11 protein-coding genes are annotated in these 12,081 nt (G+C 34.2%); 3 read left to right on the top strand and 8 right to left on the bottom strand.

Features of this window, described 5'->3' with window-relative positions:
* From J7K39_09840 to J7K39_09820, 5 genes are all read right to left on the bottom strand, one after another.
* A partial coding sequence (locus J7K39_09840) for a hypothetical protein (protein ID MCD6180190.1) occupies window positions 1-978 on the bottom strand: 978 nt, incomplete at its 3' end.
* Between the two features lie 55 nt (window positions 979-1,033).
* Window positions 1,034-4,330: a hypothetical protein gene (locus J7K39_09835; protein MCD6180189.1), complete on the bottom strand. Its 3,297-nt coding sequence runs from the start codon at window positions 4,328-4,330 to the stop codon at window positions 1,034-1,036.
* 123 nt (window positions 4,331-4,453) lie between these two features.
* Window positions 4,454-5,449 (bottom strand): flotillin-like protein FloA, encoded by a 996-nt coding sequence (gene floA / locus J7K39_09830; GenBank protein ID MCD6180188.1) that lies wholly within the window; start codon window positions 5,447-5,449, stop codon window positions 4,454-4,456.
* Window positions 5,450-5,485: 36 nt separating this feature from the next.
* Window positions 5,486-5,956 (bottom strand): NfeD family protein, encoded by a 471-nt coding sequence (locus J7K39_09825; GenBank protein ID MCD6180187.1) that lies wholly within the window; start codon window positions 5,954-5,956, stop codon window positions 5,486-5,488.
* A 108-nt stretch (window positions 5,957-6,064) separates the two neighbouring features.
* On the bottom strand, window positions 6,065-6,337 hold the full coding sequence (locus J7K39_09820; GenBank protein MCD6180186.1) for an ATP-dependent Clp protease adaptor ClpS: 273 nt from the start codon (window positions 6,335-6,337) through the stop codon (window positions 6,065-6,067).
* Between the two features lie 160 nt (window positions 6,338-6,497).
* On the opposite strand from J7K39_09820, the gene J7K39_09815 reads away from it, so the two are divergent.
* Window positions 6,498-7,193: a CoA pyrophosphatase gene (locus J7K39_09815; GenBank protein ID MCD6180185.1), complete on the top strand. Its 696-nt coding sequence runs from the start codon at window positions 6,498-6,500 to the stop codon at window positions 7,191-7,193.
* Between the two features lie 51 nt (window positions 7,194-7,244).
* Here J7K39_09815 and J7K39_09810 read toward each other — a convergent pair whose 3' ends face one another.
* The 3 genes from J7K39_09810 to J7K39_09800 all read right to left on the bottom strand — a co-directional run bounded on the left by J7K39_09810 (window position 7,245) and on the right by J7K39_09800 (window position 10,546).
* Window positions 7,245-7,667 carry an OsmC family protein gene (locus J7K39_09810; GenBank protein MCD6180184.1) on the bottom strand — a complete coding sequence of 141 codons (423 nt, stop codon included), beginning with the start codon at window positions 7,665-7,667 and terminating at the stop codon, window positions 7,245-7,247.
* A 65-nt stretch (window positions 7,668-7,732) separates the two neighbouring features.
* Window positions 7,733-9,373 (bottom strand): L-glutamate gamma-semialdehyde dehydrogenase, encoded by a 1,641-nt coding sequence (pruA, locus tag J7K39_09805; GenBank protein ID MCD6180183.1) that lies wholly within the window; start codon window positions 9,371-9,373, stop codon window positions 7,733-7,735.
* Window positions 9,374-9,460: 87 nt separating this feature from the next.
* On the bottom strand, window positions 9,461-10,546 hold the full coding sequence (locus J7K39_09800; protein MCD6180182.1) for a trypsin-like peptidase domain-containing protein: 1,086 nt from the start codon (window positions 10,544-10,546) through the stop codon (window positions 9,461-9,463).
* A 202-nt stretch (window positions 10,547-10,748) separates the two neighbouring features.
* On the opposite strand from J7K39_09800, the gene J7K39_09795 reads away from it, so the two are divergent.
* Window positions 10,749-11,534 (top strand): diaminopimelate epimerase, encoded by a 786-nt coding sequence (locus J7K39_09795; GenBank protein ID MCD6180181.1) that lies wholly within the window; start codon window positions 10,749-10,751, stop codon window positions 11,532-11,534.
* Window positions 11,535-11,543: 9 nt separating this feature from the next.
* The gene (locus J7K39_09790; GenBank protein ID MCD6180180.1) at window positions 11,544-12,080 is read left to right on the top strand and encodes a GNAT family N-acetyltransferase; all 537 of its coding nucleotides are present in this window, start codon (window positions 11,544-11,546) and stop codon (window positions 12,078-12,080) included.
* Window position 12,081 lies beyond the last annotated feature (1 nt).

Here is a 12,081-nt window from a genome sequence, read left to right as displayed (position 1 = left end):
TGTTGTACAGGCTTTAACAAATTGCTCTTTTGTTTTATAGTTTTGTCGCAAAGGCTTCCAAACGTTTTCTTTTTTCAATTGGTTTTGAAGGAATACTGTCATTGGTGTATTTCTATCTCCTTCAAACAAGTCTATAAAGGCATTGTAAGTAGATCTTACTTTTTCAAACAACCCATAAGGGTAAATTGGATAAGAAGACCAATCGCCTGTATTGCCTTTAATCATTGCAGGTCCCGTTCCAAAATTTACGCGATTTGAAAAACGAGCTGCAGGATAAACTTTGTATTTATTCCAATCTGCTAAAACGCCATATTTGCTTAGTTTTTGTAAGAAATAGAAATCCTCTCCCGAGGCTTTTGGGCTTATCCCTCCCATCTTATTATAAACTTTAACCGTAGTTGCCATTGCTGATCCCAAAGCTGAGAAATGATATGGATTATCAATTAGAAGCATATTAATGGCATAATTACGCATATATATTTCGTAACGAAGAATTGCGTAATTAGCTTTTTTGTCTTTTGTTAAACGATGATAATAAGGATTAGCTAAGCCTGTAATTTTTGGCTTTCTCGCAAAAACATCAACAACAGATAAAAGATAATCTTCGGGATATTCTGTATCTGCGTCTATACTTACAATAATATCAGACTCAGAACCCAAACTAGCCGCTTTATCCATAACAAGTTTTCTTGCCCAGCCCACTCCTTTTTGTTTTCCTTGCCATCCATTTCCCTTATTGCTTTTATCGATAATTGTAACAGCTAATTGATTTTCTTTTTTGAGTATTTCTATGCTTTTTTGATTATCGATGCACTGATTTACTTTATTGGTATCATTCCACCACTCTTCGGGTTGATTTACACAGGCAATCAATTCAAAGTTCTGAAATGATTGTTTTTTCAACACAGTTAACAAATCAGGAATATTTTCCGATTCATTAAGAATAGGTAAACACAGAAATATTTTAGTTTTACTCATAGTATAAAAAAAGAGGCTGCTCTTTTTGAACAGCCTCTAAAATTAGAGATTTTTTTTATTTCAAAAATTCAGGTAAACGACCGGGAGTCCACATTACTCCAATTTCGTCTAACTTTTTCTCAATAGTTTCTAATTCAACCTTAGCTGCTTTAATTCTTGTTAAAACAGCAGGATACTCTTCTACTAGAATTTCGTAATTTGAAATAGCCGTTAGTGTTGGTGCAGATGTAGAAGACCACATAGCATTCATAATTACACCTAAACGATCATTTAAACAAACTTGTTCCGGTGGTACTTCTTCCGGACTGGCTTTTGCCGGTGTTCCATTAAGAGCAAAAGTTATATCTTGAAGTGTTTCGCTTAGAATTTTCGTCTTTTGTTCCATCTCAAAGGAACAAGCGGGAGTATTATGTATTGCCTGACGTACTTTAACAAGTTTTCCTTTCATCTCGTTTAAATAACGTTCTGCTCCGTCCATTGTTTTGGCTAATTCGCTCACTTGCTTTTGAAAAGCTACCAAAGCGGCTCTGTCAGTAGCTCCTAAAGTAGTGTTGTTTAATACTTTGGCATTGAAATTAACAGGACCGGCAAGCAGTTTTGTTTCGCCATTAAAAACCAAAGACATACTTACTTTATAATTACCGGGCATTGCCAAAATGCCATCTGTTCCGCTATTTGTAGCTTCAAATTTTTTGACTTCTTTACGAGGAGGATATGGTCCTTGATTACGTAAATTCCAAACTACACGATTGATTCCTGCTGAGGGTTTTTTATAAATATTTTTAACAATATTAGCATTGGAGTCAGTAATAGAAAATATTAAATATGCGGGCAACTGATTAGCTTCAGCTTTCAGCTCTTCTTTAGATGGCTGAGGAATAGGTTTACCTTCTTTAAAAAGTTCAGCCTCTTTTTTAAGCCTTGTAGCTTTTAAAGTCTTGGGCACTTTATTTAAGAAATAAGTAAAAGTGGCACCAAATTCAGGATTTTTGCCAAGATAAACCGTAGAACCTTGTCCGTAACGAGAACCTGTTTGTAGATACATCAAAGCATCGGCAATTGGAAAGATATATCCTTCTGTTTTAAGAAAGTCCTCATTTACTTCGCGTAAAGCAGAATAATCGTCAAGAATATAAAAGCCACGACCAAAAGTGGCGATAACTAAATCGTTTTCTCTTTGTTGAATAGTAATATCTCGTACGGCAATATCTGGAAGTCCTGCATCAAATTTCTTCCATAATTTTCCACCATCAACACTAATAAAAAAGCTAAATTCTGTTCCTATAAACAATAAATCTTTATTTATAAAATCTTGTTCAATACTGTGAACAGAACCATTTTTAGGGAGATTATTTGAAATTGAGACCCACGTTTTTCCTTTGTCTGTACTTTTTAACAGATAAGGCTTAAAGTCATCGCTTTTAGTATTATCTAAAGAAGCATACACTACGTTCTCATCAAAGCGAGAAGGCATAATATCACTTACAACAGTATATTTCGGAACTCCGGGAAAAGACGATACTTTAGTCCAGGTTTTACCTCCATTATCCGTTACTTGTATTAATCCATCGTCGGTACCGGCATAAATTAAACCCTCCTTAACAGTAGATTCAACTAGAGTTACTATTGTTCCCCATTGTGATGTGGAAACATGTTTTACAACAGCATTAGATGGCCAATATTTTCCCATCATTGGAAATTGATCACGATCTTCATTACGAGTTAAGTCTTCGCTAATTTTTACCCAACTATTTCCTCTGTCAGTAGATTTAAAAACTTTATTAGCAGCCATATACAAAGTCTGAGCATTATGCGTACTCAAAATCATTGGAGCATCCCAATTCCAACGATAATTATCTTCGCCTTTTAAAGGAGCCGGTTTTATACCTGTGGTTTCGCCCGATTTTTTATCATAGCGATATACATTTCCATATTGATATTCAGAGTAAACAATATCAGGATTCTCAGGATCTACAGCTTGCCAGAATCCATCACCACCAACTGTTACTACCCACTCTCCAGCTGTTACTCCCGCTGAACTAATATTTTGGTTAGGACCTCCGTAACTATTATTGTCTTGTGTTCCTCCGTATACCCAATAAAATGGATAAGAATTGTCTGCAAATACACGATAAAACTGAGTTACAGGAAGATTTGTTTTAAATACATAATTTTTTCCGGCATCAAAACTTTCATAGATACCACCATCGCCGCCAATTATAAAATGTTTGGTGTCTTTTGGATCAATCCACATAGCGTGGTCATCAACGTGACGGGCATTATTTCCTAAAACAGACCAGCTTTTACCACCATCCACAGTAATACGAGTACGTGTTTCAAGTGAATAAACTTTATCTATATCAACAGGATCAGCAACTATGGTATTGTAATATTGTCCGCTTGAACTGTATGAACTCATTTTAGAGAAAGATGCTCCACGATCGGTTGAACGAAAAAAGCCTCCCTGATCGTCTTGAGCTTCGATAATTAAATAAATCACATTATTATCTACCGGAGAAATAGCAATTCCCATTCCTCCTATATGACCTTTTGGAAGTCCACTGGTAATTTTGTTAAATGTAAGACCAGCATCTGTAGATTTATAAAGTGCCGATTCCGGTCCACCACCAATTTTACCAAAAGCACGGCGACGACGTTGTTCAGAAGTTGCATAAATAACATCTGGATTATAAGGATCAAGAACAACATTATTAACTCCTGTATTTTCCGAAATATTAAGGATTTTAGTCCAATTCTTACCACCGTCAGTTGTTTTATACAGACCTCTATCTCCTCCCGGTCCCCAAGCAGATCCTTCGGCAGCGACATAAACAATATCCGAATTACGTGGATCAATGGCAATCATTCCAATTTGGCGACTTTCTTTTAATCCCATATTTTTCCATGATTTTCCGCCATCTATGGTTTTGTAAATGCCATTTCCATATCCTAAAGCACGCTGATGGTTATTTTCACCTGTTCCAGCCCAAACTACATTAGAATTATTAGGATCCATTTTTAATGCTCCAATACTGTAAGCTCCGTTTTTATCGAAAACAGGAGTCCAAGTTGTTCCATTATTTACTGTTTTCCATATATGCCCTGCAGAAGCAGCAACATAATATTCACTTGGATTATTTGGATTAACAGCAAAATCGGAAATACGACCCGAAGTAAAAGCCGGGCCAATACTACGCCATTTTAAGCCTGAGAAAGATGTTTCTTCTAAAGCAGTTTTAGGTTTTTCTTCTTTTTTCTTCTTAGCTGCAAGTGCTGGTGTTGCAATAAGCACTGCTAATAAAAAGAAAAAGCTCAAGCTCAATTTTTTAATTAGTTTGTGTTTTAAATTCATACGATTAGTTTTTATGATTAATTATATAAAAAAAAGACTTTTATTAAACTCACTCCCTAATCCTTCTTTAAGGTATTAGCTTTGAAAAGGAAATGAATTTAATAAAAGTCTTCAGATGCTTGTCTACTTATCTTTTTTTGGTTTAGTATCTTTTTTAGCAGGTTTTGCAATGCTATCGCGCATTGAAGTGTCTGCTTGGATATTTTTGAATTTATAATAATCCATTATACCTAAATTCCCGGATCTAAATGCCTCTGCTATAGCCAAAGGAACTTCGGCTTCAGCCAAAATAACTTTTGCACGCGCTTCTTGAGCTTTAGCCAACATCTCTTGTTCTAAAGCTACAGCCATAGCTCTACGCTTTTCGGCTTGTGCCTGAGCAATATTTTTATCGGCATTGGCCTGATCCATCTGAAGAACAGCACCAATATTTTTCCCAATATCAATATCTGCAATATCAATAGAAAGAATTTCAAATGCAGTTCCTGCATCCAATCCCTTTGCTAAAACTACTCGTGAAATAGAATCAGGATTTTCCAATACTTCTTTATGACTATTGGAGGAACCAATAGAAGATACAACACCTTCTCCAATACGAGCTAAAACAGTTTCTTCGCCGGCACCACCAACCAATTGTTGGATATTAGCCCGAACAGTAACACGTGCTTTTGCAATAAGCTGAATACCGTCTTTAGATACAGCTGTTACCGGTGGGGTATTAATTACTTTGGGATTTACCGACATTTGTACCGCTTGAAAGACATCTCGACCAGCAAGGTCAATAGCCGTAGCTGTTTGAAAGTTAAGTGCCATATTGGCTTTATCGGCAGAAATTAAAGCCTCAACAACATTTTTAATTTTACCACCTGCAAGATAATGAGCTTCTAATTCATCGCGGGTTAATTCTAATCCGGCTTTTTTGGAAGTAATCATTGCATTCACAATTATTTTTGGTGGTACATTTCTCCAACGCATAAGTACAAGCTGTATAAGAGATATGCGTACTCCAGATACTAAGGCAGAGAACCAAAGTCCAACCGGTATGTATACAAAAAGAATCCATATACTGATAACAACAGCGATAATTACTCCAATTAACATTCCTACTCCTTGTTCCATAATTTAAAGTTTTTTAATAAGAAAAGTGAGATTAGATTATCCCTCCTCTATGGGTTCAACAAAAATTTTATTATTTTTTATTTCAATAATACGAATACTCATTTCAGGATCTAAAAAATCGCCAAAAGTGGAAACCTCTATAAAATTATTACCAAAACGTGCTTTTCCCATTGGTGTCAGACGCGAAATAGTAATTCCTTCATCACCGATACTAATTTTTTTACTGTCTTGGTTCACCTTTGATTTAATACTTGTAGAAAGCATTGCTTTTTTCCAAGTTTTAGAACGTAAGCTTAAAATTAGCATAAGCACACTAACAATAGATGTTGCTATTAAAGCAAAAACACCCCAACTTATACCGTAGATTACAAATGTTTGATAAACACCTAATGCAAGAGATATAAACCCAATTATTCCAATAAAAGTTGTACCGGGAACTACCAAAAGTTCAAGAAGTAAGAAAATAATTCCTAATGCAATTAAGAGTAAAATAATTATCCAGGGCATTGCTTTTTATTTTCTGTAAAATTAAGAAAAGAAATGAGATAAAGGAAATGACTTTATTATTTTTTATAGCACGAAATAAAAAGATAAAAACAAGGAGCGATTGTAGAATTAATCAATACTAACTGTTAAATCGCGGCGAGAAAGTTCGTCAAACATTGGTTTTAAAACGGGAAAAGAATCGGATTTAACAACACATTTACCTTTGTAATGAACAATAAAAGCACATTGTTCCGCTTGTAAGTCATCGTGATTACATACATCAATTAAAGACCTTATAACAAAATCGAAAGTATTAAAATCATCGTTGAACAAAATTAGAGATTTATTCTCTTCTACAAGTTCATCGCTGTCAAAAGTGGGGCTATGTTTTTCTTTAGTCACGCGGCAAAGGTACAAAAAATAGACTTAATTATCCTCATTGAATAATCATATTTTTAGCTTGTATAAGTAAATTTTATGCCTTTAGAAAAGTATTGTTTTCTTAAATTTCCATAACTTATTTTTTACAGAATATTATAAATACGCTTTTATAACCTTGTTATTGATTAAAATTTATCTGATTAAAATTATCTTTGCATTTATTATGGAGAATCTGATTTTGAAAAATAAATTCAAAAAGGCATTAACTAAAGAGCTACCCGGAATTCAATCTCATTTAAAGTTGGCTCCATTGGAACGAATAGATGGTATAAGAAGGCCTGAAACTCCAAAAGATGCAAAACATAGTGCTGTTCTTATTGTTTTATTTAATGAAAATAGGGAAACAAAAATAGTATTCATTCTAAGAAGTGTTTATGATGGAGTTCATAGCGGACAAATTTCATTTCCCGGGGGTAAAAAAGAAACAAGAGATAAAGATTTAATGAAAACGGCTATCAGAGAGACTCAGGAAGAGATTGGTATAGAAGTAAGTACAGCCGATATTTTGGGGAAATTATCTCGCTTATATATTCCAAATAGTAATTTTATTGTAGAGCCTTACGTTGCTTATATAGAAAATTTGAATAAAATTATTCCGGATTCTACAGAAGTGCAACAAGTATATAAAATTTCGCTTAAGGATCTGTTAGATGATAATGCAGTACAATTAAAGGAAGTTTTATTTTTAAATAAAAATTCCATATCAGCTCCTTGTTTCTGTATTAATAATATAAAAATATGGGGAGCTACAGCAATGATTTTAAATGAGTTATTAGATGTTATTAAAACTAACCATTTAAGTAAGATTCTGCCATAAAAAATGCGCTCCATTACCTTGAAGCGCATTCATTTTTATAAAGAATAAATATTAATCTTCTATTATAATGTTTGAAATTATTTTTGATGAATGTTTTAACATTTCGGTTACTCCGCAATAACGATCTTCCGAAAGACTAACCGCTTTTTTAATTTTATCCATAGGTAAATCTTTACCACGGAAAATATAGTTTACAGTAATTGTATGGAAGTATTTTGGATGTTCATCTGTTAATTCACCTTCAACTTCAACATTGAAATAATCAGGCTTAACTCTCATCTTCTTTAAAATAGAAATGACATCCATGGCAGTACAGCCTCCCAATGAAACCAATAATAAAGTTTTTGGGCGAGGACCTAAATCCCGTCCGCCAACAGCAGGAACTGCATCTATTATTACTTTCTGAGTATTCTCATGCAAACTGGCCTCAAAAGCCATTTCATCTTGCCATACTATATCTACTTTTTCTTTCATTGTTTGTGTATTTAATTTTTTTTGAGCTGCAAAGATAATAAAAAGCATTATCGTTCAAAATGCACTTATTTCTCTTCCATAAATGAATAACGATAATCTGTTGGCGGAACAAAATTTTCTTTAATAGTTCTTGGTGATACCCAACGTAATAAGTTAAGGTAAGAGCCTGATTTATCGTTTGTTCCTGAAGCTCTTGCGCCTCCAAAAGGTTGTTGTCCCACTACGGCACCTGTTGGTTTATCGTTGATATAGAAATTACCCGCAGCATTCACCAATTTATCGACAGCTTGAGTAATGGCGTAACGATCGTGAGCAAAAATAGCTCCTGTTAAAGCATAAGGAGACGTTTCATCTACAAGCTTTAACGTTTCTTCATACTCTTCGGCAGGATAAACGTAGATAGTGAAAACAGGTCCGAATAATTCTTCTTGCATAGTAACATATTTAGGATCAGAGGTTACAATTACTGTTGGCTCAATAAAATAGCCCTCGGTTTTGTCATATCCCCCACCAACAATAATTTCAGCTTCTGCATCTTTTTTTGCTCTTTCAATATACGTAGCCAATTTATCAAAGGAAGCTTCATCAATTACTGCATTGATAAAGTTCTGGAAATTCTCAACACTTCCCATACGGAAAGATTGGACATCTGTAATCAGCTTTTCTTTAACTTCTTCCCACAGATTATCAGGAACATAAGCACGAGATGCAGCAGAACATTTCTGTCCTTGGTATTCAAAAGCACCACGACTCATAGCCGTTACCACTTCATCAACTTTAGCTGATTTATGAATCATTATAAAGTCTTTACCACCGGTTTCGCCCACAATTTTCGGATAGGTATTATAAATTCCTACGTTTGCTCCTATTGTTTTCCAAATGCGATTAAATACGGCATTACTACCCGTAAAATGAACACCAACAAAATCTTTATGATCCGCCATAACTCTTCCTCCTACAGCACCGGGAGCAAATACCATATTAATTACGCCATCCGGTAAACCTGCTTCTTGGAAGATTTCCATAATAACATTTGCTGAATAGACTTGTGTGTTTGATGGTTTCCAAACCACTACATTTCCCATCAATGCAGGAGCAGCTGGTAGATTTCCAGCAATAGCGGTGAAATTAAAGGGAGTAATGGCATAAACAAATCCTTCTAAAGGACGTTGTTGCATACGATTCCAAATCCCTTTACTTGAGAGTGGTTGTTGACTGTAAATATCAGCCATATATTCTACGTTGAATCGTAAAAAATCTGCAAATTCACAGGCAGCATCGATTTCTGCTTGATAAATATTCTTGGATTGACCAAGCATAGTAGCTGCGTTAATTTTAGCACGATAAGGTCCCGAAATTAAATCGGCAGCTTTAAGAAAAATTGCAGCACGACTATCCCAATTCAGAGATTGCCATTTTGGACGTGCCTCAAGTGCAGCCTCTATAGCTTGTGTAACATGTTCTGCACCACCCATATAATAGTGGCCTAAAGTATGTTTAATTTGATGTGGTGGATGAATAGAAATGCGATTATCTGTTCGCACTTCTTTACCTCCTATCACCATAGGAATATCTATTTCCTTTGATTTTAGTTCTTTCAGTGCTGCTTTAACAGCCTTCCTTTCCTGACTTCCCGGTTTATATTCTAAAGTAGGTTCGTTCATTGCTTTTGGTACGTGTGGTACATGATACATTCCTTGTGCCATAATTTTATTTTTTTATGGTACAAAGCTATGAGTTTAAAACTTATTTAGATGCGTTCTAAATAATATTAACAAAAAAATATGAAATGACTATTCTTGATTATCACTTTCCAAAACAAGAGAAAAATCATATTGCCGACCTTTTCGCCATATTTTAACCATAATAGTGGCGCCGGGTTGATATTGAGTCAAACGTTCTACTAATTCAGACCTTGAGTTTACTTTTTGATTATCAATTTGCAAGATAACGTCCTGACTTTTTATTCCTACTTTCCAAGCCGATCCACCATATACAACTTTAGCAATAAAAACGCCTTCAATTTTTGGCATATTTAAGTAATTGGCTACATCTTCATTAAGATCGTTAATTTGCACACCCATATAGGCTCTTTTTACTTTTCCGTATTGTATAATATCGCTCACAACTTTTTTCACAATATTTGATGGTATTGCAAAACTGTATCCGGTATAGCTGCCTGTATTTGACGCAATAGCAGCATTAATCCCTATTAATTCGCCCCTTGCATTAACTAATGCTCCTCCACTATTGCCACTATTTACAGCAGCGTCAGTCTGAATATAAGAATCTATGGCAGAACTATGCTGAGGACTAACAAGATGAAGATTTCTGGCTTTAGCACTAATTATGCCGGCTGTTACTGTAGAAGTTAGATTAAAAGGGTTACCAACTGCAAGTACCCACTCACCTATTTGTGCATTATCAGAATCCCCAAATTCTAAAAATGGAAGATTATCTGTATCAATTTTAATTAGAGCTAAATCGGTAGCAGGATCTCTACCTATTATTTTTGCTTTTAAATTTCGTTTATCGTTTAATGTTACATATATCTCATAAGCACCTGCAACAACATGATTATTGGTAACTATATATCCGTCCTTTGTAAGAATCACTCCTGAACCGGTTGCCACATAGTATTTAGGCTCTTCTCCTCGACGATATATGTTTCCATAGCTATCATAAAAATAAGAATATACATTGCTTTTTTGAAGCATAATTGTTTTAATGTGTACAACCGAATTAACCGTCTTCTTTGCAGCATCTACTAAATTTACCAATCCTGATTCTGCCTTTAAATTTTTTGGAATTTGAAAGGCTAGCAAAAGAATAATAACAAATAAAAATCTATAAAAAGATTTGAAGTTTTTGATTTTCATAGCTATAATTTTTTTTACAAAGTTTATCAAAAAACATAAAAAATAAAGCTTGTTACAGGTTAAAAAAAGTTAATATGCTGAGTTGGTATAAGGAACGTTTTACAGAGAGCGGTTAAGCTTGGCTAACTCTACAATAGAAACACGAACAATCTTTGTTCGTTCTTAAAAAAGATGTAAATTTGTCTTGAAAGACCTAAAATCCATGATAAACTTTTATAAATACCACGGAGCAGGGAATGATTTCATTCTTATTGATGGAAGAGAGAGCATTCCCGAAATTAGTACTCAACAAATTAAATCACTTTGTGACAGAAATTTTGGTGTTGGAGGAGATGGATTAATGTATCTTTTAAAAGCTGATGATTATGATTTCGAGATGAAGTATTTTAACAGTAATGGATTGGAAGGTAGTATGTGTGGTAATGGAGGACGCTGTATCGTTGCTTTTGCTTATGATATGGGCATAAATAAGTCGAGTTTTAAATTTTTAGCAACTGATGGTGAGCATTTTGCCGAGATACTTCAATCTAAAGGAAATTTAAAATACATAAAGCTGCAAATGCAAGATGTACATGAGGTTGAAGATATAGATGATCATTTGGTTTTAAATACAGGATCGCCGCATCATTTAACCTTTTGTAAATCTATTTCGGACAAAAATGTATTTGAAGCAGGAAAAGCAATCCGTTATTCGGAAAATTTCAAAAAAGAAGGTGTTAACGCTAACTTTATTGAGCAAAAAGGGAATAAGTTATTTGTACGTACTTACGAACGTGGCGTTGAAAATGAAACACTTGCATGTGGAACAGGAGTAACTGCTGCTGCTATTGGAGCCTATATAAAAGGTGCTGATAAATATAATAATTATAAAATTAAAACATTAGGCGGTGAATTAAAAGTGAGCTTTCAAGAAAAAGAACAACGATTTACTGAAGTATTTTTAGAAGGATATGCTGAATATGTTTTTAAAGGAAGCATTCAATTATAAGATTAACATATGACTTCAACTAAAATAACACTAAGAACTCCGGAGCTAAGCGATCTAAGTAAAATTCAGGATTGGGAAAATGATAAAAGCTTGTGGTATTTGAGTAATACACTCCTCCCCTTTTCTCGCTTTAGTATAGAGCAATATATTCTTAGTGAACAAGAAGATATTTTCTCAAAAAAGCAAGCTCGATTTATTATTAGCCTGACAAATATCAAATATGAAGAATTGGAAATTGTTGGAGCTATTGATTTATTTGATTTTGATCCTAAAAATAGAAGAGCAGGTGTAGGTATTTTAATTGAAAAGGCATATCGTAATAAAGGCTACGCCAAGCAAGCATTAACCCAACTTATAGACTATAGTTTCAACATACTTAATTTACATCAACTATATTGTTCCATCCTAACTTCAAATACAAAAAGTTTAAGTTTATTTAAAAGGCAACAATTTTCAATAATTGGAGTAAAAAAGGATTGGGTTTTACTAAATAATGAATGGCAGGATGAATATATCCTCCAATTAATCAATCAAAAGTCTATATAAA

The sequence above is a fragment of the Bacteroidales bacterium genome (assembly GCA_021157585.1).
In the GTDB taxonomy this organism is placed as follows: domain Bacteria; phylum Bacteroidota; class Bacteroidia; order Bacteroidales; family UBA12170; genus UBA12170.
The sequence above is the reverse complement of the archived record's forward strand: the minus strand, read 5'-3'. Positions and strand labels throughout refer to the sequence as shown.

Excerpts from the sequence above, each read along its gene's own strand:
- J7K39_09835 (MCD6180189.1), bottom strand. The coding sequence starts at position 4,330 with ATGAATTTAAAACACAAACTAATTAAAAAATTGAGCTTGAGCTTTTTC.
- floA (MCD6180188.1), bottom strand. The coding sequence starts at position 5,449 with ATGGAACAAGGAGTAGGAATGTTAATTGGAGTAATTATCGCTGTTGTT.
- J7K39_09825 (MCD6180187.1), bottom strand. The coding sequence starts at position 5,956 with ATGCCCTGGATAATTATTTTACTCTTAATTGCATTAGGAATTATTTTC.
- J7K39_09810 (MCD6180184.1), bottom strand. The coding sequence starts at position 7,667 with ATGAAAGAAAAAGTAGATATAGTATGGCAAGATGAAATGGCTTTTGAG.
- pruA (MCD6180183.1), bottom strand. The coding sequence starts at position 9,373 with ATGGCACAAGGAATGTATCATGTACCACACGTACCAAAAGCAATGAAC.
- J7K39_09800 (MCD6180182.1), bottom strand. The coding sequence starts at position 10,546 with ATGAAAATCAAAAACTTCAAATCTTTTTATAGATTTTTATTTGTTATT.
- J7K39_09795 (MCD6180181.1), top strand. The coding sequence starts at position 10,749 with ATGATAAACTTTTATAAATACCACGGAGCAGGGAATGATTTCATTCTT.
- J7K39_09790 (MCD6180180.1), top strand. The coding sequence starts at position 11,544 with ATGACTTCAACTAAAATAACACTAAGAACTCCGGAGCTAAGCGATCTA.